At 65.1% G+C, this 22117-nt stretch carries 17 protein-coding genes; 3 read left to right on the top strand and 14 right to left on the bottom strand.

Features of this window, described 5'->3' with window-relative positions:
* Window positions 1-35: 35 nt before the first annotated feature.
* Window positions 36-794 (top strand): class I SAM-dependent methyltransferase, encoded by a 759-nt coding sequence (locus FRF71_RS07300; protein WP_238339495.1) that lies wholly within the window; start codon window positions 36-38, stop codon window positions 792-794.
* Between the two features lie 58 nt (window positions 795-852).
* On the opposite strand, the gene FRF71_RS07295 is transcribed toward FRF71_RS07300, so the two are convergent.
* The 4 genes from FRF71_RS07295 to FRF71_RS15440 all read right to left on the bottom strand — a co-directional run bounded on the left by FRF71_RS07295 (window position 853) and on the right by FRF71_RS15440 (window position 6771).
* Window positions 853-3603: a TonB-dependent receptor plug domain-containing protein gene (locus FRF71_RS07295; RefSeq protein ID WP_147089987.1), complete on the bottom strand. Its 2751-nt coding sequence runs from the start codon at window positions 3601-3603 to the stop codon at window positions 853-855.
* Window positions 3604-3755: 152 nt separating this feature from the next.
* Entirely contained in the window at window positions 3756-5042 is a 1287-nt protein-coding gene (locus FRF71_RS07290; RefSeq protein WP_147089986.1) for an acyl-CoA dehydrogenase family protein, read from the bottom strand.
* Between the two features lie 15 nt (window positions 5043-5057).
* Window positions 5058-6392 (bottom strand): phosphotransferase family protein, encoded by a 1335-nt coding sequence (locus FRF71_RS07285; protein WP_147089985.1) that lies wholly within the window; start codon window positions 6390-6392, stop codon window positions 5058-5060.
* Window positions 6393-6519: 127 nt separating this feature from the next.
* Window positions 6520-6771 (bottom strand): lipoprotein, encoded by a 252-nt coding sequence (locus FRF71_RS15440; RefSeq protein ID WP_161597901.1) that lies wholly within the window; start codon window positions 6769-6771, stop codon window positions 6520-6522.
* Between the two features lie 284 nt (window positions 6772-7055).
* Here FRF71_RS15440 and polA point away from each other — a divergent pair, with 284 nt between their 5' ends.
* Window positions 7056-9905 (top strand): DNA polymerase I, encoded by a 2850-nt coding sequence (gene polA, locus FRF71_RS07275; protein WP_147089983.1) that lies wholly within the window; start codon window positions 7056-7058, stop codon window positions 9903-9905.
* 66 nt (window positions 9906-9971) lie between these two features.
* On the opposite strand, the gene FRF71_RS07270 is transcribed toward polA, so the two are convergent.
* The 3 genes from FRF71_RS07270 to FRF71_RS07260 form a co-directional block, all read right to left on the bottom strand.
* Entirely contained in the window at window positions 9972-10781 is an 810-nt protein-coding gene (locus FRF71_RS07270; protein WP_147089982.1) for an undecaprenyl-diphosphate phosphatase, read from the bottom strand.
* 62 nt (window positions 10782-10843) lie between these two features.
* Window positions 10844-12994 (bottom strand): M13 family metallopeptidase, encoded by a 2151-nt coding sequence (locus FRF71_RS07265; protein WP_238339493.1) that lies wholly within the window; start codon window positions 12992-12994, stop codon window positions 10844-10846.
* A gap of 73 nt (window positions 12995-13067) precedes the next feature.
* Window positions 13068-14879, bottom strand: coding sequence for an ABC transporter transmembrane domain-containing protein (locus FRF71_RS07260; protein WP_147089981.1), 1812 nt, complete (start codon window positions 14877-14879; stop codon window positions 13068-13070).
* A 180-nt stretch (window positions 14880-15059) separates the two neighbouring features.
* Between FRF71_RS07260 and FRF71_RS07255 the strand changes: the two genes are divergently transcribed.
* Window positions 15060-16304 (top strand): polyhydroxyalkanoate depolymerase, encoded by a 1245-nt coding sequence (locus tag FRF71_RS07255; protein WP_147089980.1) that lies wholly within the window; start codon window positions 15060-15062, stop codon window positions 16302-16304.
* Here the strand turns inward: FRF71_RS07255 and FRF71_RS07250 are convergent.
* The 7 genes from FRF71_RS07250 to FRF71_RS15500 all read right to left on the bottom strand — a co-directional run bounded on the left by FRF71_RS07250 (window position 16301) and on the right by FRF71_RS15500 (window position 22057).
* Window positions 16301-16903 (bottom strand): DUF4126 domain-containing protein, encoded by a 603-nt coding sequence (locus FRF71_RS07250; RefSeq protein WP_147091569.1) that lies wholly within the window; start codon window positions 16901-16903, stop codon window positions 16301-16303. The genes FRF71_RS07255 and FRF71_RS07250 overlap by 4 nt on opposite strands.
* Window positions 16904-16989: 86 nt before the next feature.
* Window positions 16990-17586 (bottom strand): carboxymuconolactone decarboxylase family protein, encoded by a 597-nt coding sequence (locus FRF71_RS07245; protein ID WP_147089979.1) that lies wholly within the window; start codon window positions 17584-17586, stop codon window positions 16990-16992.
* Complete coding sequence (locus FRF71_RS07240) at window positions 17586-18770, bottom strand: acetyl-CoA C-acyltransferase (RefSeq protein WP_147089978.1); 1185 nt, start codon at window positions 18768-18770, stop codon at window positions 17586-17588. Before FRF71_RS07240 ends, FRF71_RS07245 begins: the two co-directional genes overlap by 1 nt.
* 114 nt (window positions 18771-18884) lie before the next feature.
* Window positions 18885-19334: a MaoC family dehydratase gene (locus FRF71_RS07235; protein WP_147089977.1), complete on the bottom strand. Its 450-nt coding sequence runs from the start codon at window positions 19332-19334 to the stop codon at window positions 18885-18887.
* 116 nt (window positions 19335-19450) lie between these two features.
* Window positions 19451-20545: an acyltransferase family protein gene (locus FRF71_RS07230; protein WP_147089976.1), complete on the bottom strand. Its 1095-nt coding sequence runs from the start codon at window positions 20543-20545 to the stop codon at window positions 19451-19453.
* Complete coding sequence (locus tag FRF71_RS07225; RefSeq protein ID WP_147089975.1) at window positions 20542-21903, bottom strand: putative O-glycosylation ligase, exosortase A system-associated; 1362 nt, start codon at window positions 21901-21903, stop codon at window positions 20542-20544. The genes FRF71_RS07230 and FRF71_RS07225 overlap by 4 nt, the downstream gene beginning before the upstream one ends.
* On the bottom strand, window positions 21896-22057 hold the full coding sequence (locus FRF71_RS15500; protein ID WP_192900044.1) for a hypothetical protein: 162 nt from the start codon (window positions 22055-22057) through the stop codon (window positions 21896-21898). The genes FRF71_RS07225 and FRF71_RS15500 overlap by 8 nt, the downstream gene beginning before the upstream one ends.
* Window positions 22058-22117: the final 60 nt, after the last annotated feature.

Genomic DNA, 22117 nt, shown 5'->3' with positions numbered 1-22117 from the left:
GACTAGCCATGGCACTCCCTGAGAGGAGACTCGCCATGACCGCCTTCCGCACTGCTCTGGTTCTATCCCTGACACTCGCCGCCTGCGCGCCCGCCGCCCCGCCGCGGGTACTGACTGCTGCAGACTATGCCGCCGCCCTCGCCGATCCTGTCCGCCCGGCGGCTGACCGTGCCCGTGACGAGGCGCGCAAGCCGGGTGAGCTGCTTGCCTTTGCCGAGATTTCGCCGGGCGAGGCCGTTGGCGATTTCGTGATGGGCGGAGGCTACTTCACGCGTGTGCTGTCGGCCGCAGTCGGTCCGAACGGCCGGGTCGAAGCGTTCCAGCCAGCTGAGTTCATCGCCTTTCGCGCCGCCTATGGTGAGGAGCAGCGCAATACTGTTGGCGCGCTGCCCAATGCCGTTGCGATTACAGGGCCATTTGCCGCACCCGCCTTCACCCGGCCGCTCGATACGATCGTGACGATCCAGAACTTCCACGATCTCTACCTCAAACCCTTCCCCGCCGGGACCGGGGCCAAGGCCAGCGCGGCACTGTTTGCGGCGCTGAAACCGGGTGGGGTACTGGTGGTAGTCGATCATAGCGCGGTCGCCGGATCGGGCACGCGTGATGCCGATACGCTGCACCGGATCGACAAGGCCGCCGTGATCGAGGCGCTGACCGCTGCCGGGTTCAAGCTGGAGGCCGAAGCCCCGCTCTATGCCCGGCCCGAGGACCCGCGCAGCGCCAACGTGTTCGATCCCGCGATCCGCGGCAAAACCGACCAGTTCGCCCTCCGCTTCCGCAAGCCGGGCTGAGCCAAAACAGGCGCGCCGAGCGGAAATCGGCGCGCCTGTCTTACCCTCGCGGGCCGTTCTAGAACTCGATGCTGGCCCGCGCGTAGAGGTACCGGCCGTTGAAGCCGAACGGCGAGAAGATCGAGAACGGAATGTACTGCTGGTTGGCCGGGTAAACCCCGCCGATCGCCGCCGGACGCGGACCAAAGGGCGAGCGATCCGGATAGACATCGAACAGGTTGTCGGCACCGATCGCCAGGCTCAGTCGTTCCATCGGCTGGACCCGCAGTTCAAGATCGGTGATCCACTTGGCCCCCAGGAAGATATCGTCCGGACCATAGGCAGTCAGCGGATCGCCCGAGGTTGGGCTGGCCGAACCCGGTGAGGTGACCTTGCCATAACGCGTCGTGCGCGCCGTCAGCCCGAACATGCCGACATCGCCATCGAGGCTGAGCACGACCTTGTCGCGCGGCTGACCCTCGGTGAAGCGGATGCCTTCGACCCGGCCGAACAGGATCAGGCCCGGGATCGTGGCAAGCGGGCCCAGATCGTTCTTGCGAGCGAGGATCTTCTGCGTGTTGTAGTTGTAGGCGGCGGTCAGGTTCCACTTGCCCACACCTTCGAGCGGCAGGCGCCAATTCAGCACGGCATCGACACCCTGGGTGCGGGTGTTGAGGCCGTTAACGAAGAAGCGCGCCGCGCCGACCGAGTTGAACCCGTTGGCATCAAGCACGGCCTTGACTGCGGCGTTGACCGCCGACGTACCGCTGCCGGCCGCGCCAAGGTTTTCGGTCAGAACGATCCGGTCGTTAATGCGGATATTGTAATAGTCGACCGTCAGGGTCAGCCCCGAAACCGGGTTGGCGGTGAAGCCGCCCGAGAGGTTGAACGACTTTTCAGGCTTCAGGTCCTTCGAACCCAGCGCGCGGGCAACCGGGCTGCTGACCGCGACCGTCGAGATATCGACCGGCAGGCCGGCGATGAAGTTGGTCGAGGTGGTCGTGAAATACTGCTGGTGCAGCGAAGGCGCGCGGAAACCGTTCGAGATCGAGCCGCGCAGCGCAAAGCCCGGGGTGAACTCGTAACGGGCAGCGAACTTGCCGGTCAGGGTCGAGCCGAAGTCAGAATAGTGTTCGTACCGACCGGCGGCCGTGGCGGTCAGCCCGTCGACCAATTCTGCATCGAGCTCAACATAACCGGCCACATTATGGCGCTTGGCATCGGTCCGGCTGCTGGTGGGAATGCCCGGGAAGCCCTGTGCACCGGCCGGTGCGGCGCGGCCCGGGAAGCTGCAGACATTGGTCGTGGCATTGAACACGCCCGAGGCGGCGGCGCAGGAGACGGCGGTACCGGTGAACGAGGCCTGGAACAGCGGGCCGGTCGCGAACGACTGGGTATCGCCGGGGCGAATTTTGAAGCGTTCCGAACGATATTCGCCGCCGAAGGCCAGGGTCAGCGGTCCGGCGAAGCCCATGTCGAATTCGCGGCTGACGTCGAGGTTGGCGATGACGTGACGATAGCTCAGGCCACCGGCATCAAAGCTGCGCTGGCTCGATGGGCCGAAGCTGGTGTTGAGCGAGCCTTCGACGCGGTAGTCGAAGTTGTTCTGCCCGGCCGTCAGCGACAGGTCGGCATTCCATTCGCCGCTGGTGGTGCGCAGCCCCAGGGTCACCGCCCGGTCGGTCAGGTCCGACTGGATGAAAGGCAGGAAGCCATCCGGGGTCAGCGCGACGAAATTGGCATTGCTGGGCGATACGTTGGGGGCAATCGCGGACCAGTCACGGTTGGCAGCCGCATTGGCCTGACGATAGTTCGCCGCGCTCAGCGAGTCGCGCTGGTTGTAACTGGCAAAGCCGTAGAGCTCGAGCGAATCGCCCACCGGCAAACCCAGGTTGGCGAACAGGATGAAGTCGTCGGCCTTGGGATCGCCAAAGCGGAATTGCAGGCGATTGAAGGTGATTTCGCGCGGGTCCCAGGTCGTCGCGGTCGGACGGATGTAGTTCGGCCGCAGGTCGAAACCCTGGCGGTTGGTATAACCGCGGTGGCGATATTCGGCCGTGACGTTGATGTAACCGCCTTCAACGCCGAAGAAAGGCAGCCCGACGTTGGTGGCGATCGAATAGCTTTCACCGTCCTTAGCCTTGCGTTCGCCATCGGTCGTAGCGGCGAAATAGCGGTTGTCGGTCGGGTCGAGCGAGGGGGCGCCGCCGGTCAGCGCGAGGCCGGTGACATTGGCCACGCCCGAAATGGTGGTGTCATACTTGCCATAGCTGATCGAGGCACGGCCCCCTTCGCTGGCTTTCTTGAGGCGGACGTTGATCACCCCGGCGATGGCATCGGAGCCGTATTGCGATGAAGCACCGTCGCGCAGCACCTCGATCCGGTCGATGGCGAGCGCCGGAATGGTGTTCATGTCGACCGCCGCCGAGCCGCGCCCGACCGTGCCGTTGATGTTGAGCAGCGCCGAAACATGGCGGCGCTTGCCATTGATCAGGACCAGCGTCTGGTCCGGACCAAGGCCGCGCAGGGTGGCTGGACGCAGCGCGTCAGAGCCATCGGCGATTGCCGGCTGCGGGAAGTTGAAGCTCGGCACCAGCTTGTTGAGGATCTTGTTGGTTTCAACCTGGCCGCCTTCGGTCAGCGCGTCGCCCGAAAGGACGTCAACCGGCACTGGCGAATCTTCGACCGTTCGCGCGGTCGAGCGGGTGCCGGTTACGATGATGACCTGCTCTTCGGCACCATCGGCAGCATCGTCCTGGGCCAGCGCTGGCGCAGCAAGCGGGAGGACGGAGAGCGAAGCAAGCAGGGACAGGCGGAAGGTCGATCGCATGAGAGTACCCCTTGGATGCCCGGCGCAGTATTGCGACCCGCGCCAGTGTTGATGCCTGCTAGGGTAAGCAAGACCGGCAGTTTTCGGCAAGCAAGTGGTCCCGGCACGCAACTTTTTGCGCGCCGCCTGTGGCCCGTGGGTAACGCGCCTTCCTAAGTGTACAGCGCCTTCCGGGGGCCCAGATAACCGAACAGGTAGGCCGCGACCTTACGCATCTGGATCTCCTCTGCCCCTTCCGTGATGCGGTAGCGGCGGTGGTGGCGGAAAATGTGCTCAAACGGCTTATGGCGAGAATAGCCAATCCCGCCATGGACCTGCATCGCCCGATCGGCCGCTTCGCAGACCAGCCGGTTGGCGTAGTAATTGCACATCGAGATCTTGTCTGAGAGCTTGTGCTCGATCTCCTTGTGCTCAAGCTGGTCCATCTCCCAGGCGGTCTTGTAGATCAGCGTACGCAGCATCTCGCACTGGGTCGCCAGCTCGACCAGCGGAAACTGGATTCCCTGGTTGCGCGCCAGGTCCTGGCCAAATGGCTTGCGGTGGCGCGCGTACTTGACCGATTCCTCGACGCAGTACGTCGCCGCGCCGAGCGAGCTGGCGGCCTGGCGGATGCGGTTCTGGTGAACAAAGGACTGGGCAATCGAAAGGCCACCGTCGACCGGGCCAAGCACGGCGCTTTCGGGCACCCAGCAATTCTCGAAATGCATGCGCGGGTGGTCGGTCGGCATGTTGAAGGTCCACATGTACTCATCGACCACCATGCCGGGCGTGCCTGCGGGTACGAGCAGGCAGGTGATGCCCTTGGCATCGCCATCCTTGCCCGAGGTGCGGCAGAACGCGGCGCAGTGAGTGGCAACGTGCATGCCCGTGATCCACATCTTGCGGCCGTCGATCCGCCAGCCCGGCACGCCATCGCGCGTTTCGCGCACGGCGCGGGTTTCCATGTGAGTGGCATCAGAGCCGTGGTCCGGCTCGGTCAGCCCGAAGGCGACCCGGCGTTCGCGGGCAAAGCCGCCCAGGATGAATTCTTGCTGCTGTTCCTCGGTGCCGAAATGCTCGAACATGGCAACGAAGGGGAAGTTGCCGACAATAGAGTGCTCGTTCTGGAGATCGTTGTGCAGGCCCAGGCCCTTTGCCGCGAAGCGATCGCGGATCACGGCCATCCACAGGTTGGAACCATCCTTGCCGCCGTACTTCTTCGGCGCGGAAAAGCGCCAGTGGCCGGCGGCATCAGCGCGGCGGGTCGCTTCCACCAGCAGCTTCTCCCACTCGTGCCGCGGCAGGCCCTGGTTCTCGAAATCGGTCCGGGCATATTCCCGGCGGTGGTCGAAGAAGCGGATGTTGTCATCCTGCTGCTCCAGCGGCTTGATTTCGGCCGCGATGAAGGCGTCAAGTTCGTCCAAGTAGGCGAGCAGGTCGGCGGGGAGCGCAAAGTCCATCAGGCGGTTCCTCTCTTATGTATCCCATTTGGCGCGCGCGGCAGCGAGCGCCGGGTATTTCGGCATGTCGGCGGAAAGCTTGTTCAGCGCCATGCGGCGCAGCTGTGCGAGCAAGCCCGGCGTCGCAAGGTCGGCCTCGCCGGCCATGATCTGCGCCGCCAGCGCGGCATCAGTCGCGACCGGCCGCTGCTCGATCTCGCGGGCAACGATGCCAAGTGCGTTGCGCGCCACGGCAAGGTCGAACTTGCCCCGGCCTGAGACCAGCGGCTTGATGTCGGAGGTGAGCCATTCGGAAATGGCGGTCAGGATTTCCGCCCCGCTCGGCTCGCCGGTACCCGGCTGGAGGGGTTCGGTGACGGGGGGCAGCGGGCGATTGCGTTCGGCTTCGGGCGCAAGGTCTTCAAGCAGGAGCAGCAGATCCAGTTCCTGCTCGGCCGTGCGGCGGGCAACGACCACGCGCTCGACCGAACGGTCATGTCCGGCGCGCCAGAACCCGCCCATCTGCAGGCAGCCCAAGGCCCACCAGAACGTGCGGTAGATCGTCCAGAAACGGAAGCGGGCCGGATCGAAAGTATCGCCGCCAGCCGCCTCATAGGCGCGGGCCAAATCCTCGATCGTGGTCAGGCCGTAGCCGGGCCGGTCAGGCCGCGAAAAGCGCCAGACGGTCATGCAGCCAAAGGCCAGGTCCTCGTGCCAATCCCCCAGGTGGGCCAGCTCCCAGTCGAGCACGCCGGTCAGGCGGCCATGATCGAACATCAGGTTGCCCAGGCGGAAGTCGCCGTGAACCAGTCGCGGCGTGACCGGCGGCGGCAGGTTGGCTTCCAGCCACTTCAGCGCCAGAGCGAGGATCGGCCGATCGCCGCCGTACTCAAGGAACCGGCGGCGCAGTTCGCCAAGCGCCTCGGCCGTGTCCATCACCGGTGCCGGCAGACCGGCAGTCTCGGTCCGGTGGACGGCGACCAGTTCGCGGGCAATGTCGCGGATTGCCAGTGCGGGATCAGCCTCGGCCAGGAAGGCATTGGGATCGGGCGAACCGGAAATGGCCCGCATGACATAGCCGGAGCCGATCCCGTCGGCCGGCTCCAGCTCGACCAGTACTTCGGGCGCCATGACCCCGGCGGCGCGGGCGGCGCGGACCACCTGGACCTCACCGGCGTGGTCCATCGGCCGGCCGGCCATCATCTCAAGCGACGGGGCGCGGCGCAAGACGCATACCGCATCGCCGGCCTGGAACCGCCAGCTTTCCATATTTGCGCCGCCCGAGAGCCGTTCCAACCCTTCCGGCGCAGGCAGGCCGATCCGCGCCAGCGCGGCCGCCAGGCCCTGTGTCAGCTCATCCAGCCCCGTCATGCCCGCAAGGTGCCGGGGGTGCGCCAGCAAGGCAAGGGTAAATTTAATCGATCGCTTAAATTGAAGGCAAAAGAAAAGGGCGCGAAGGTTACCCCTCGCGCCCCGATCTTTTGCCGTGCGGCGAAGATTACATCTTCTTGGCAGCGTCCGAAGCGGCAGCAGCAGCGTCCGAAGCAGCGGCGGTAGCAGCGTCCGAAGCAGTCGCAGCAGCGTCGGTGGCGGCAGCAGCAGCGTCGGTGGCGGTGGCAGCAGCGTCGGTGGCGGCTTCCGAAGCGGTCGCAGCGGCGTCGGTGGCGGCGGCAGCGGCGTCGTCAGCCTTTTCCTGCGAGCAAGCGGCGAGAGCGAGAGCGGCGCCAGCGGCGAGAATGATCTTGCGCATGAAAGTATTCCTTGAACAGCGAGTGGACCACGTGCGGGAGCCGGAATTACTCCGGGCAGCCGAACGGAAAGCCAACCTTATCGGTAGACTTCGCGGGCACAATTAGTGCGCTTCGCGAAGCGATGCAAGAGATAGTCGCACGGGCTTGCCAAAGCCTGTGCATTTCCTGCGTTTTGCTGAGTTATCGCAACAATGTGGCAGGGTTATGACCATGCGAATCGCGCACCGGGGATGGCTCGATTCGCGCGCTACCGCGCGGGCCCCGCCGCTGCTAGGGTGCCACCATGGAGCCCAAGCAGCATCTCTATCTGGTCGATGGATCGGCCTATATCTTCCGCGCCTATCACCGCCTGCCGCCGCTGACCAACCCGCAGGGCGTGCCGGTAGGCGCGGTCTATGGCTACACCACCATGCTGTGGAAGCTGGCCGACGATCTGCACAAGGCCGATGGGCCGACCCACCTCGCGGTGATTCTGGATGCCAGCGGCAAGAGTTTCCGCAACGATATCTATGATCAGTACAAGGCCAACCGGCCGCCTCCGCCCGAGGATCTCAAACCACAGTTCCCGCTGATCCGCGATGCCACCCGCGCCTTCAGCCTGCCCTGCATCGAGGAACAGGGTCTGGAAGCGGATGACCTGATCGCCTCCTATGCCCGCGCCGCGACCGAACGCGGCTGGGACGTGACCATTGTCTCGTCCGACAAGGACCTGATGCAGCTGGTCGGCAAGTGCAAGCATGGCGAGGACGGCGAAGCCTGTATCGACATGCTGGACACGATGAAGAACCAGCGGATCGACGTGCCCGAGGTGATCGAGAAGTTCGGCGTTCCGCCCGAACTGGTGGGCGATGTCCTGGCGCTGATGGGCGATTCGGTCGACAACGTCCCCGGCATCCGCGGGATCGGTCCCAAGACCGCAACCAAACTGATTCAAGAGCATGGCAGCCTCGAAGCCGCGCTCGCCGCAGCGCCCGACATGAAGCCTTCGAAACTGCGCGACAGCCTGATCGAGCAGGCCGAGATGGCGCGGCTCAGCCGGGTGCTGGTGCAGTTGAAGGAAGATTGCCCGCTGCCGGTCGCGCTTGACGATTTCAAGCTCGATACGATCCCGCCCGATCCGCTTGCGGCCTTCCTAGAGGAACACGGTTTCAATTCGCTGCTGAAGCGGCTGGGTGACGGGCGGGGCAGCCCCGAACGGCGGGTTGACCTCAATCCCGCCAAGCCGGTCACGGCTGGCGCTGCGCCGACTGCCGGCAGCAGCCGCCAGCCCCTGCCCGAGCTGCCGCCGATCGATCGCAGCAAGTACGTTTGCGTGCAGGATGAGCCGACGCTGGCGGCCTGGATCGAGCGGGCCATGGCCGCGCGGCTGGTCGCCTTCGATACGGAGACCAGCTCGATCGACGCGATGCGGGCCGAGCTGGCCGGGATCAGCCTGGCGCTGGGGCCAGGCGATGCCTGCTACATCCCGCTCGGCCACGGCGGGACCGACATGTTTGCCGAGCGCCCGGCCCAGGTGGAGAAGACCCGCGCCCTCGCGCTGCTAAGGCCCCTGCTGGAAAGCGAGGCGGTGCTGAAGATCGGGCAGAACGCCAAATATGATCTCAACATCCTTGCTCGTCACGGTATCGATGTCGGTCCGGTCGACGATACGATGGTGATGAGCTTCGACCTCGACGCCGGCCGCTCGATGGATGGGATCGGTGGCGGGCACGGGATGGACGAGCTTGCCGCCCGCCATCTCGGCCACACCACGCTGACTTTCAAGGACATCTGCGGCAGCGGCAAGAAGACCATCCCGTTCGGCGAGGTGCCACTGGACCGCGCCACCGAATATGCTGCCGAGGATGCCGAAGTGACCTGGCGCCTGCACCGCCTGCTCAAGCCGCGCCTGTCCGAAGAGGGCGCGACCCGCGTCTACGAGCGGGTCGATCGCCCGCTGGTGCCGGTGGTGGCGCAGATGGAACGCCACGGCATCCGCGTCGACCGTGACAAGCTGGCGGGCCTATCCGCCACTTTCGCGGAGGAGATCGCTAAGCTTGAAGGCCAGATTCACGAGCTGGCCGGCCAGCCCTTCACCATTGGCAGCCCCAAGCAATTGGGCGAGATCCTGTTCGACAAGCTGGGTTTCAAGGGCGGCAAGAAGGGCAAGACCGGCCAGTATTCGACCGACCAGGGCATCCTTGAGCGGCTGTCCGGCGAAGGCGCAGCGATTGCCGACAGGGTGCTTGAATGGCGCCAGCTCTCCAAGCTGCGCTCGACCTATACCGAAGCCTTACAGGCGGCGATCAACCCCGAGACCGGCCGGGTCCACACCAGCTACAGCCTGGTTGGCGCGCAAACCGGGCGGCTCTCATCGACCGAGCCGAATCTCCAGAACATCCCGATCCGCACCGAACTGGGCCGCCAGATCCGCGAGGCCTTTGTGGCAGAGCCTGGCAATGTCCTGCTTGCCGCCGACTACAGCCAGATCGAACTGCGCCTTGCCGCGCACATGGCCGATGTCCCTGCACTGAAAGAGGCCTTTGCGGAAGGAGAGGACATTCACGCCCGCACGGCCATGGAAATGTTCGGCGAGGTCAACCGCGACACCCGCGGCCGCGCCAAGACGATCAACTTCGCGATCCTCTACGGCATTTCGCGCTGGGGCCTGGGCGGGCGGCTGGGCGTGCCGGCCGACGAGGCGCAGGCGATGATCGACCGCTATTTCGAGCGCTTCCCGGGCATCCGCCACTATATCCACTCGACACTAGAGAGCGTGCGGGCGAACGGCTATTCGGAGACTCTGTTCGGCCGCAAATGCTGGTTCCCACGGATCAGCTCCAACAACCCCAACGAACGCGCCGGCTCCGAACGCGCCGCGATCAACGCCCCGATCCAAGGCACCAGCGCCGACATCATCAAGCGCGCGATGGTGCGGATGATGCCCGCGCTGGAAGCGGCGGGCCTGAGCCATGTCCGGATGCTGCTGCAGGTTCACGACGAACTGGTGTTCGAGCTGCCCGAAGCTGACGTGCCGGCGGCGAGCAAGGTGATCGAAGCGGTGATGGCTGGTGCGGCTGAACCAGCGGTGCCCTTGTCAGTACCGCTGGGCGTCGAGATCGGCACCGGCCTGAGCTGGGGCGCCGCTCACTGATCTGGTCTGCCTTACGGCAGAGGCATCGCCAGCCCGCTGCCCCGTTTCAGCCGCGCTGAAACGGACTCAACGCGACAGCAGCCAGATCGCCAGGATCCCGGCGACAATCCGGTACCAGGCAAAGGGCGCGAAGCCGGCGCGGCTGACGAAGGCGACGAAGGCCTTGATCACGGCCAAAGCGACGACGAACGAAACCGCAAAACCCACCGCGATTTCGGTCCAGCCGACCGGACCCATGCCGCCCGCCAGGCTGGCGCGGGCATCCCACAGTTCCAGCGTGGTCGCGCCCATCATGGTCGGGATGGCGAGGAAGAAGCTGAATTCGGCGGCCGTGCGGCGCTCGATCCCCATGGCCAGCGCGCCCATGATAGTCGCGCCCGAACGGCTAACGCCGGGGATCATCGAAAGGCACTGGATAAAGCCGACGCCCAGCGCCTGCTTCGCCGGGAGCTGTGAAACCCCGCTGGCCGGACCCGGCTTGGCGACCTTCTCGATCGCCAGGATCGCGATCCCGCCGATCACCAGGGCCCAGGCCACCACCATCGGGCTGCCCAGCATGATGTCGATATAGTCCTTGAGCGCGAAGCCCAGCACCGCCGAGGGCAGGAAGCCGAGCAGGATATTGCGCAGGAAGGCCACACTTTCGGGCCGCCACTTCAGCAGGCCCATGCCGACCGCCCAGAAGGTTTGCCAATAGAGCACCACCACGGCCAGGATCGCGCCGAGCTGGATCACAACGTTGAACACCTTCCAGACCTCGGCGTCATAGCCGAAGATCTCGGACGCCAGGATCAGGTGTCCGGTCGAGGAGACCGGGATGAATTCGGTCAGGCCTTCGACGATGCCGAGCAGGATGGCGGTAATGATCGTGTCCATGAAAACGCGATCAACGCGGCGGGCGCGGCCAAGTCAAGCTGCGCCCGCCACTTGTCGGCGAATTACCAGATCCGCAGGCGCTTTTCCGGGGCAATGTAGAGCTTGTCGTCCGGCTGGACGCCAAACGCCTTGTACCATTCGTCGAAGTTGCGGACGATCCCGTTGACCCGGTACTGGCCCGGCGAGTGCGGATCGGTCTGGAGCTGCTGGCGCAGCGCGGCTTCGCGCATCTTCACGCGGAAGGCCTGGGCCCAGGCCATGAAGAACCGCTGATCGCCGGTGTAGCCGTCGATCACCGGCGCTTCCTTGCCGCCGAGCGAGAGCTTGTAGGCGCGGTAGGCCAGGCTGAGACCGCCAAGATCGCCGATGTTCTCACCCAGGGTCAGGCGGCCGTTGATGCAGGTCTTGCCTTCGTCGAGCGGGCAAAGCGCATTGTACTGGTCCACCAGCGCGCCGGTCAGTTTTTCGAAATTGGCCTTGTCTTCCGGGGTCCACCAATCACGCAGGTTGCCGTCGCCATCGGACTTGGAACCCTGATCGTCGAAGCCGTGGCCCATTTCGTGGCCAATCACCCCGCCGATCGCGCCATAGTTGACCGCGTCGTCGTTGGTCAGCGCGAAGAACGGCGGCTGCAGGATTGCGGCCGGGAAGACGATCTCGTTGCCCGAGGGGTTGTAGTAGGCGTTGACCGTCTGCGGGAACATGAACCACTCGTCCTTGTCGACCGGCTTGCCAAGGCGCGAGAGGTTGTCCGCCTGCTGCCAGGCATCGACCGCCTGGGCATTGGCAAAAGCGTTGTCGGCGCGCAGCACGAGGCCGTCGTAGGTCTTGTACTTATTGGGATAGCCGATCTTCGGGCGGAAAGCGTCCAGCTTGGCCTGGGCCTGGGTCCGGGTGGCCGGGCCCATCCACTTCAGCTCCTTAAGGTTGGCGGCCATGGCCACGCGCAGGTTGCTGACCAGCTTTTCCATCGCCGCCTTGTTGGCTGCAGGGAAATAACGCTCGGCATAGACTTCACCGGCCAGCTCGCCGACCGAACCTTCAACTGCCGAGATCGCCCGCTTCCACCGCGCGCGCTGCTGCGGCTGGCCCGACAGGGTCGTGCCATAGAAGGCGAACTGGGCATCATCGATCCGCTTGGGGAGGACCGCAGCCTTGCTGGTGACATAGCGCGCGACCAGCCAGGCCTGCCAGTTGGCGATCGGTTCGCTGGCAATCAGCTTGGCCAGCGCCGGAACCCCGCCCGAAAGCTTGGCAGCCTGGTCGGGCGTCAACTTGGCAGCGGCGATCTCTTCCTTGGTCGGCGGGACCTGGGCGACGATGATCTCGGTCACGTTGCCAAGACCCTGCTTGTCCAGCGCGGCGCGCAGCGGCACTTCGGGCGCGAAAGCCAGGAAATCAGCAATTGGCATCTTGTTGTAAGTCAGGTCACGGTTGCGGCCCAGAGCACGATCCCAGTTGGCACGGGCCATCTTGGTTTCGAGCTGGAACACGGCTTCGGCGGCCTTGGCCGGATCGGGATAGCCAACCTCACCCAGGATGAGCGTCAGGTAAGCCTTGTACTTGGCCACGATCTCGCGGTTCTTGGGGCTGTCGACCAGGTAATAGTCGCGGTCCGGCAGGCCAAGCTGCGCCTGCCCGGCGTAAAGCGCGTTGACCGAGCTGCTCTTGGCATCGGGGCGCACGCCCATACCGATCGGTGAGGCCATGCCCGGCGTGGCGAACAGGCCGACCAGGTCTTCAAGGCTGCGGGCGGCGTAGATCTTTTCCAGCGTGGGATAGAGCGGGACGAGGCCAGCGCGCTCGATCGCATCGGTATCCATGAAGGCCCGCCACACCGCAGCGATGCGGGCGCGCGGGCTGCCTTCGGGGTTGGTCCCGGCAGCGGCTTCCTCAAGGATCGACTTCATCCGCTCTTCCGACAGGTCGCGCAGCTGCACGAAGCCGCCGGTCGAGGAACGGTCAGCCGGAATCTCGGCCTGGTTGAGCCACAGCCCGTTGACGTGCTGGTTGAAATCGTCGCCGGGCTTGACCGACTTGTCGACATACTTGGTCTGGACACCAAAGCCCCAGTCCTTCATCGATTCCTGCTGTTCGACCGAAGTCGGCGCAGCAGCAGGAGCGGCCGGCTTGGCCTCCTGCGCCTGGGCCGGCGCGGCCAGGCTAATGGCCAGCGAGCTGGCGGCGAGCATAACGGTAGCGCGAAGGTTCATGTGCGATCCCCAGTATCCAATCCTGGGGTGCCTGTTACGCCGCTAACGGGGCCCGCGAAATGCGGGCTTGGTGCTATTTGACGGGTTCGCTAGGCACTTCGTCGAATTGCAGCGCGGCAAGGCGTGCATAGAGCCCGCCGGCGCGGCTCAGCGCATCGTGCTTGCCGGTCTCCACGATCCGGCCGCCATCCATCACCACGATCCGGTCGGCCCCGCGCACGGTGGCTAGGCGGTGGGCGATCACCAGCGTGGTGCGGGTGGCCATCAGGCGTTCCAGCGCCTGCTGGACCAGCCGCTCGCTTTCGGCATCGAGCGCCGAGGTGGCCTCATCGAGCAGCAGGATCGGGGCATCGCGCAGCAGCGCGCGGGCGATTGCCATGCGCTGGCGCTGGCCGCCCGAAAGGCGTGCGCCGCGCTCGCCCAGGTAGGTGTCGAGCCCTTCCGGCAGCTCGCGCAGGAAATCGGCGGCATTGGCATTCTCGGCCGCCTGCCAGATTTCCGCGTCGCTCGCCCCCCAGTTACCATAGCGCAGGTTGTCGCGCGCCGTGGCCGCAAACAGGATGCCCTCCTGCGGGACCAGCGCCATGTTGCGGCGAATTGCGGCCGGATCGACTGCGGTCAATGGCACGCCGTCGAGCTTCACTGCACCAACCTGCGGATCATAGAACCGCTCCGCCAGCTGGAACAGGGTTGACTTGCCCGCGCCCGAGGGGCCGACAATCGCGACCGTCTCACCCGGTTCGACCGTCAGCGAGAAATCGGCCAGCGCCGAGACTTCGGGCCGGGTCGGATAGCGGAAGGTGACATTCTCGAACGCCAGCTTGCCGCGCACCGGCGAGGGCAGCTCCAGCGGGCGAGCCGGCATGGCGATGGTCGGCTTCTCGTTGAGCAGCTCATTGAGGCGGCTGGCAGCACCGGCCCCGCGCAGCAGATCGCCATATACCTCGGTCAAGGCGCCAAAGGCACCCGCGACCAGGCCGCCGGTCAGCACGAAGGCGGCAATCGTGCCGCCGCTGATCGTGCCTTCGGCCACGCCGATCGCGCCCTGCCACATCAGCATGGTGATCGCGCCGAACACCAGCGTGATGATGATCGCGGTCATCGCCGCACGCAGCAGGATCCGGCGCTTGGCCGTGGTGAAGGTCGATTCGACCGCTCCGGCGAACCGGGCCTCCTCGCGGCTTTCCTGGTTAAAGGCCTGGACGATCTTCATCGCGCCGAGCACTTCGGCCACCATCGCCCCGACATCGGCCACCCGGTCCTGGCTGGAGCGCGAGACATTGCGCAGCCGCCGCCCGAACCAGACGATCGGCAGCACGATCAGCGGGATGGCGATGACCAGCGCCAGGGTCAGCTTGGGGGCCAGGGTGAAGAGATAGGCGACCCCGCCCACCCCCATGATGAGGTTGCGCAAAGCGACCGAGACGGTGGTTCCAACCACTTGCTCGATCAGCGCGGTGTCCGAGGTCATGCGGCTGGAAATCTCGTTCGGGCTGTTCTCTTCGAAGAAGCCCGGCGACATCCGCAGCAGGTTGGCTTGTACCTTCAGCCGGATATCGGCGACGACCCGTTCGCCCAGCCACGAAACAAAATAGAACCGCAGCGCGGTGCCGATCGCCAGCACCACCACGATCATCAACAGGTATTCGAACCAGCGGCCGATATCGTCGGGGTTGCCGCCGGAGGCGAAGCCCTTGTCGATGATCAGCTTGAAGCCGGATGGAATGGCCAGGGTTGCGCCCGCCGTAATCATCAGCGCCAGCGCGGCAAGCGCCAGCTTGCCCGGATAGGCCAGTGCCGCCTGCCAGATCATCCGCAGCGGCCCGAGTGAACGAGCCGGCTTGGGTTCAGGGGGCGTGGCGGATTGATCGGATTGGGAGGCCATTGTTCACGCGCCCTAGCACAGGGCGAAGGCCAAGTAAGTGGCAAATCAGCACCGATCCTGCGGGTCAATTGTGCGCCTGCGAAGAAAGCGGCCGGAAAATATTGCATTGCACAAAAATGCGAATGGCGGCACGGTGGCGACACGTTTGGTCCGGACAACCGGGCCGGAAGGGGACTTTTCTTGCTCTACACCGCATACGAAATGCAGCGCTCGTGGCTCAATGCCGCCAGCACCTGGGCCTCGGTCGGGGCGGAACTGCTGTCGAACCCGGCGTTGCCGTTCGGCTATACCGGCATGGGGCCGGTCGTGGCCTCGGCGCTCGAAGTCTTCGCCCACGCCTCCGCCCCCTATGGCAAGCCGGCCTTCGATATCGAGACGGTGACTGTCGACGGGGCGACCCATCCGGTGACCGAGGCGATCGTGATGCACCGCCCGTTCGGCAACCTGCTGCGCTTCTCCCATCCCGGCCTGCCCGAGGATGCTCCCCGCCTGCTGATCGTTGCGCCGATGAGCGGCCACTTCGCCACCCTGCTGCGCGGCACGGTCGCGCGGATGATCGAGCGGTGCGAGGTCTACATTACCGACTGGGCCGATGCGAAGATGGTCCCGCTCGAAGCCGGGCGCTTCGACCTTGATGACTACATCGACTATGTCGTCAGCTATCTTGAACACATCGGCCCAGGCGCACACATGCTCGCGGTCTGCCAGCCTTCGGTCCCGGCGCTGGCCGCAACAGCGCTGATGAACGCGCAGAAGCACCCCGCCCGACCGCTCAGCCTGACGATGATGGGCGGCCCGGTTGACACGCGCGAAGCGCCGACTTCAGTCAACGACCTGGCCATGCAGCGCCCGATCGAATGGTTCCGCCACACCGTGATCGCCACGGTGCCGCTGCAATACCCGGGCGCCGGGCGCCGGGTCTATCCTGGCTTCCTGCAGCTGGCCGGGTTCATGTCCATGAACCTGGGCAACCACATGCTGAGCCACTACCACATGTTCAAGCACCTGGTCGCCGGCGCCGACGAAGACGCCGAGGCGACCAAGGCGTTTTACGACGAGTACCGATCGGTCTGCGACATGGACGCGGACTATTACCTGCAAACGGTCCAGGAAGTGTTCCAGCGCCAGTCGCTCGCCAAGGGCGAATTCATGCACCGCGGCACCCGGATCGAACTGGGCGCGATCCGCGACACGGCGCTGCTGGCCGTTGAGGGGGAACGCGACGACATCTCCGGCATCGGCCAGACCAAGGCGGCGCTCAAGCTGGCCACCAACCTCGCCGAAAGCCGCAAGAAGTACCTGCTGGCACCGGAAGTCGGCCATTACGGCATCTTCAACGGCAGCAAGTGGCGTGAACAGATCGCCCCGGTGCTGGAAGACTGGATCAAGCGCCACGACAAGGCGCGGCTGAAAGTCGCTGCCTAGGCCGGCGGCGGCACCGGTGCCGGGGCGAAGATTCGCCTCAGCAACCGCCGCGCCAGCAGCAACAGCCAGACCGTCAGGATCAGCAGGCCCAGCGCGACCAGCCCAGCCAGCGCCGGATTGGCATAGGCCAGGTAGAGCAGTCCGCCGGTCACCAGATCTTCGGTGGTGGAAACCGCCACGTTGCTGAACGGCTCCGGGCTGGTGTTGACGACGGCGCGCGCGCTGGCCTTGCCGCCATGAGCGAGCAGCGTTGCCCCGCCGCCGAGCAGGAAGGCGATTGCCTGGGTCGCCGGATCGGCCGGATCGATCACGGCGAGCGCCAGCAGCGCCCCGCCCAGCGGCCGGATCAGCGTGTGGATCGTATCCCAGACCGTGTCGAGCCAGGCGACCTTGTCTGCAAAGAACTCCAGCAGCGCCGCCGCCCCGGCTGCGCCCATCACCCAGGGGTTGGCCAGGATCTGCAGCGAATGCAGGTGCGCCGGTAGCGGCAGGACACCGAACTGCATCGCCAGGCCGGTGGCCAGCACGCAAAGATAAAGCCGCCAGCCCGACAGCAGGCTGACCGAACCAGCGATCCCCAGAATTTCAACGATACCCAGATGCTCGCCCATGGCTGCATCCCTTCCCCAATTCGCGCCCCGTTCTTATGCGGCGAGGATGCGCGGGGAATGCGCGTTTGGCAAGCTTAGCGGGCGCGGTGGTCCAGCGCGGGGTCCAGTTCCTGGCCCGGATCGAGCTGCACGCCGAAGCTGTTCAGCATCATCGAAACCTGGGTGTACTGGCCGACGGTCATCACCAGGTCCATCTTCTGCTTCTGGCTGAGGAACGAAAGCGCCGCCCAGCTTTCATCGGAGACGTGGAAATCGCCGGTCAGATCGTCAGTCGCGCGCAGCAGGGCGCGGTCGGCCTCGCTCCACGACGGATCGTCGGGTCCAGCCTTGATCGCCTCGATCTCGGCTGCAGAAAGACCAGCATCGAGGCCAATCCGGGTGTGCTGGGTAAATTCGTAGCCCGAGCCGCAATTGAAGCCGGTGCGCAGGATCACCAGCTCACGCTCGCGCTCGGCCAGGCTGTTGCGGCGCGAAAGGATATAGCCGCCCCAGGCGAGGAACGCCGTCATCGCCTTGGGGGCGTGGACCAGCGTGCGGAAGATGTTGAGGACCGTCCCTTCGGACTTGGTCACATCGCGCGCGACGCCGGTAAAAACCGCCAGCGCCTCGCGTTGCTCGTCATCGATCTGGTTGAGATCGACCGGCTCTACGCGAGGCGCTGACAGCCGCATCAGAAGACCTCGAACAGGCCGGCAGCGCCCTGGCCGCCGCCGATGCACATGGTCACCACGGCATACTTGGCACCGCGGCGCTTGCCTTCGATCAGCGCATGGCCGGTGCAGCGCGCGCCGGTCATGCCGAAGGGGTGGCCGATCGAGATCGAGCCGCCGTTGACGTTGAGCAGCTCGTCAGGAATGCCCAGCTTGTCGCGGCAGTAGAGCACCTGGACGGCGAAGGCCTCGTTCAGTTCCCACAGGCCGATATCGTCCATCTTCAGGTTGAAGCGCTCAAGCAGCTTGGGGATCGCAAAGACCGGGCCGATGCCCATTTCGTCGGGTTCGGTCCCGGCTACCGCCATGCCGACATAGCGGCCAAGCGGGGTCAGGCCGCGCTTTTCGGCAACCTTGGCTTCCATCACGACGCAGGCCGAGGAACCGTCCGACAGCTGGCTGGCATTGCCGGCAGTGATCACGCCGCCATCGCCCATCACCGGCTTCAGGCTGGCAAGCCCTTCCAGCGTGGTGTCGGGACGGTTGCAATCGTCCTTGTTGGCGGTGACTTCCTGGTAGGAGACTTCCTTGGTCTCCTTGTTGACCACGGCCATGGTGGCAGTGCAGGCGACGATCTCATCGTCAAACTTGCCGGCGGCCTGGGCCGCGGCGGTGCGCTGCTGTGACTGGAGCGAGTACTCGTCCTGGTATTCGCGGCTGATGTTGTAGCGCTTGGCCACCACTTCGGCCGTGCCGATCATCGGCATGTAGATGTGCGGGTGCATTTCCAGCAGCTCACGGTCCGGCTCGACGAACATCTTGCCGCTGCCAACCACCTTGGAGATGCTTTCCACGCCGCCAGCGACGCAGATATCCATGTTGTCGACCAGGATCTGCTTGGCCGCCGTGGCGATGGTCATCAGACCCGACGAGCACTGGCGGTCGATCGTCATGGCCGGGACCGAAACCGGCAGGCCGGCGCGCAGTGCGGCGAGACGGGCGACGTTGCCGCCGGTCGAGCCCTGCTGGACGGCCGTGCCCATCAGCACATCGTCGATCTCTCCGCCGTCAAGGCCGGCGCGCTCGACCGCAGCCTTGATCGACCAGGCGCCAAGCGTGGCGCCGGTGGTGTTGTTGAACGCGCCGCGAGCCGCCTTGGTCAGCGGGGTGCGGGCAGTGGAAACGATGACTGCGTCACGTGACATTTCTATTCTCCTTGCGGAGGGCGGCACCAGCCCACTCCCCCACCCGGCCTCCCATAGGGTAACCCTAGGTTCTGGGAGGCCGGGTGGGGGAGTGGGCTGGTGCCGAACCCTAAATCAGACAAAAAACAGCGTGATCCATTCGCAGATCAGGGCGGGCTTGTCCTCGCCTTCGATCTCGATGGTGATCTCGTTGGTCTGCTGCCACTGGCCGGGGCGCTTCTCGACCAGTTCGAGCAGCTTGGTGTGGGCGCGCACGCGCTTGCCGGCGCGGACCGGGCTGATGAAGCGCGTCTTGTTGCCGCCGTAGTTGACGCCCATCTTGATCCCGTCGACGCGGGCGCCCGAGGTCATCGCGCCGAGCACCGGCAGCAGCGACAGGGTGAGGAAGCCGTGGGCGATCGTCCCGCCGAACGGGGTGTGCTTGGCCTTCTCCTCGTCGATGTGGATGAACTGGTGGTCACCAGTCGCATCGGCGAACATGTTGATGCGTTCCTGGGTCACTTCGAACCAGTCCGAAACGCCGATCACTTCGCCAGTCTTGGCTGCGAGCTCCTGCGGGGTCATTGCGCCTCTCCTTAAGCTGGAAAGGCGTCTTCATGGCCCAAGCGCGGGCGCAGCGCAACGCACCAGCGCCTGCCGCTACGGCATGGCAGGGCAGTGAGCCAGGCAGGCGGTGCGAATCACTCGGCCGGGACAGCAGCCGGACGCATGGCCCAGCGCGGCGGGCGGGCATTGAGCCAGCGCTGCGCAGGCTTTTCGACCCAGCGATAGAGCAGGATCGAGGCCGCGAAGACTGCTGCCAGATAGCCGCCAAAGCTCAGCCAGCTGACCTGGATCGTCTCATCGACAAAAGCGATCTTCCAGACCTGCCACAGCAGGAAGTGGCCCAGGTAAGTCGAGTAACTGATCTCACCCAGATATAGCAGCGGGCGGCTCGACAGGAACTGGACGATCATGCCCTTGCCTGTCGCCAGCGCCAGCAGCCCGGCGAAAAAGGCGGCCGGTACGAACAGCGTTTCGGGCAGACTCAAGCCAAGCCCGGCGCCCACCAGCACGGCGCAGGTTCCCCCAGCAGCCAGCGCGATTCCCCGCTGGTGGCGCAGCCGCTGCCACAGCAGGCACAGCACAACGCCCAACGCAAAGCCAAACAGGCAGCGCCAGATCCCCATCTGCGGGATGTTCTTGCCCAGTTCGCTGTAGCCGGAGAGCAGGAAGGTGAGATGCAGCCCGGCCACCAGCGCCGCCGCGAGGCCGAACAGTGCCGGCACTTGCAGCCGCTCCCACCGCACCGCCTTGGCGACCAGCGGGAACAGCAGATAGGCGGCGAATTCAGTGCTGATCGACCAGGCTGGATGGTTCCAGCTAAGATGATTTGTGAAGCCCCAGTTCTGCGCCAGGATCAGGTTCAGCGGCAGATCGAACAGCGAATAGTGCGAGGTGTCGCGCCCGGTGAAGAACAGCACCCCGACGAAGGCCAGGTAGGCCGCCAGCATGAATCCGTGGAGCGGCCAGACCCGGGCAAAGCGCCGCCAGAGGAACTGGCGGATCTCCACCCTGTCACCGCCGTGCAGGCGATCGGCGTAATTGTAGAAAATGACAAAGCCCGACAGCATGAAGAACAGGTCGACCGCCAGATAGCCCTTGGCGAAGAACCCGATGGCATCGGGGTGCCAGATCTCGGTCAGCGCCTTACGGGTATGGTAGACCACCACCAGCCAGGCGGCGAGGCCGCGGATGCCGGTCAGGGCATCAAGATGGCGGGGGCTGCCGCTCATGCCGGATTGACTTTCAACTGGCTGACCGGCGCCAGGACCGGGCGCGGCGCGGGCGCGTCGACCCGGCGGCAATAGGACCACAGCCCGCACTGCAGGCCGATAATCATGAACATCACCGGCTGGAAGGCGATGCCAATGAACAATGCGCCCAGGAAATAGACCAGCTGCGAGAGCTGCAAAGCATTGGCCAGCGGCGCGACCCAGGCCTCATGCGCGGCCTTGCGGTCCTTCCAGCGGCGGCGCAGGCGCTCCATCTGCCAGACCCCCAGCAGTTGGACCCAGGCCCACAACAGGAAGCCGGGATAACCTTGTTCGCCCAGCATCTCGAAATAGGCCGAGTGATAGGCGCGGCCCTCCTCGACATGGTATTCGGTGGTCAGCGTGACGTTGTTGTCGGTCCCCTCGGCCTTGACGGTCGGGACCAGCAGGCGGTTTCCGCGATAGGCATCGAAGCCGCCACCAAAGGGATGGTCCTTCACGTAATCGAGCGTCCACATCCACACCGCTACCCGGGTCGAGGCCGACTGATCGGACTGGTGGTTCTCGATCGTGCTCATCCGCTTGGTATAGCTTTCGGGCAGGAACGGGATCGCCGCGACCACGACCAGCGCCCCCAGACCAAGGTACAGGAACCGCCGCTTGACCGAGCGCAGCGAAAGCAAGCCAAGCAGCGCGATGCACAGCAACCCGGTGCGGGTTTGCGTGCCGATCGGGATCAGCACCGCGGCAAAGGTCAGCGCGGCGGCGAACATCGTCACCAGCTTGCCGCGCGGGAAGATCGTCGTGAACCGCGCCGCCCACCAGATCAAAGGGACGATCGCAATGGCAATGGTCGAGAGGGTTGACCCCTCATAGATCCCGGCGTTGTCGGGCACGAAGGTGCGCAGCATGCCATAGCCGCCCCCGCCAGCCGCAGTCTTGATCCCGCCGGTGATCAGGATCGATCCGACGGTCAGGACGATCACGGTAACCACAGCCTCGAACCGCAAGCGCGTGCGCAGGGTGAGCGGCAGGAAGATCGCGAAAAGCAGCGCCTTCCACACCCACGACCACTTCTCCGCTGCTTCCACCGGGAATTCGGCGATTGTGGTGGTAATGCCGCAATAGGCCAGCAGCAGCACCATCAGCGCCTGGCGCAGAGTGAAGCGAGTGTCCTTCTTGTCATCAAGCACCAGCCAGCCGCCAAAGGCCAGGACAAAGGCGATCAGCGAGATCGGCAGGGATGCAAGCAGCGACCAGCTGATCTTCTGCGGCGTCAGGATATCGATGTAGAGATAGGCCAGCACCCACACGAACGGACGGCGCAGGCCGAGCGCCAGAAATGCGAGGGTGAAACCGGTGATGGCGAGATCAAGCACGGATGCGCAGCCCGGGCTTGGTCGGCTTCGGCTCAGCCGGTGGCTCGGCCTCTGGCGGGGCCGGGTCCTTGTCAAGGTCGTCGCGCCACAGCAGGTGCCAGACCGCCAGCATCAGCAGACCGTGGGACAGGGCCAGGGCAAAGTAATCGACCATCGTGCCCAGGCGCTTAGCAGAGCCGAGTTGACGGCGCGTTAAGCCTTCTTGCCCTAGGGA

This window comes from Novosphingobium ginsenosidimutans (assembly GCF_007954425.1).
Taxonomy (GTDB): Bacteria; Pseudomonadota; Alphaproteobacteria; order Sphingomonadales; family Sphingomonadaceae; genus Novosphingobium; species Novosphingobium ginsenosidimutans.
This window is presented reverse-complemented; position numbering and strand designations above follow the sequence as displayed.

Bases quoted from the DNA above. Each gene is read 5' to 3' on its own strand.
- FRF71_RS07245 (WP_147089979.1), bottom strand. From the start codon at position 17,586: ATGCGGCTGTCAGCGCCTCGCGTAGAGCCGGTCGATCTCAACCAGATC.
- FRF71_RS07270 (WP_147089982.1), bottom strand. From the start codon at position 10,781: ATGGACACGATCATTACCGCCATCCTGCTCGGCATCGTCGAAGGCCTG.
- FRF71_RS07300 (WP_238339495.1), top strand. From the start codon at position 36: ATGACCGCCTTCCGCACTGCTCTGGTTCTATCCCTGACACTCGCCGCC.
- FRF71_RS07260 (WP_147089981.1), bottom strand. From the start codon at position 14,879: ATGGCCTCCCAATCCGATCAATCCGCCACGCCCCCTGAACCCAAGCCG.
- FRF71_RS07265 (WP_238339493.1), bottom strand. From the start codon at position 12,994: ATGAACCTTCGCGCTACCGTTATGCTCGCCGCCAGCTCGCTGGCCATT.
- FRF71_RS07240 (WP_147089978.1), bottom strand. From the start codon at position 18,770: ATGTCACGTGACGCAGTCATCGTTTCCACTGCCCGCACCCCGCTGACC.
- FRF71_RS07295 (WP_147089987.1), bottom strand. From the start codon at position 3,603: ATGCGATCGACCTTCCGCCTGTCCCTGCTTGCTTCGCTCTCCGTCCTC.
- FRF71_RS15500 (WP_192900044.1), bottom strand. From the start codon at position 22,057: ATGGTCGATTACTTTGCCCTGGCCCTGTCCCACGGTCTGCTGATGCTG.
- FRF71_RS07235 (WP_147089977.1), bottom strand. From the start codon at position 19,334: ATGACCCCGCAGGAGCTCGCAGCCAAGACTGGCGAAGTGATCGGCGTT.
- FRF71_RS07290 (WP_147089986.1), bottom strand. From the start codon at position 5,042: ATGGACTTTGCGCTCCCCGCCGACCTGCTCGCCTACTTGGACGAACTT.
- polA (WP_147089983.1), top strand. From the start codon at position 7,056: ATGGAGCCCAAGCAGCATCTCTATCTGGTCGATGGATCGGCCTATATC.
- FRF71_RS07230 (WP_147089976.1), bottom strand. From the start codon at position 20,545: ATGAGCGGCAGCCCCCGCCATCTTGATGCCCTGACCGGCATCCGCGGC.
- FRF71_RS07285 (WP_147089985.1), bottom strand. From the start codon at position 6,392: ATGACGGGGCTGGATGAGCTGACACAGGGCCTGGCGGCCGCGCTGGCG.
- FRF71_RS15440 (WP_161597901.1), bottom strand. From the start codon at position 6,771: ATGCGCAAGATCATTCTCGCCGCTGGCGCCGCTCTCGCTCTCGCCGCT.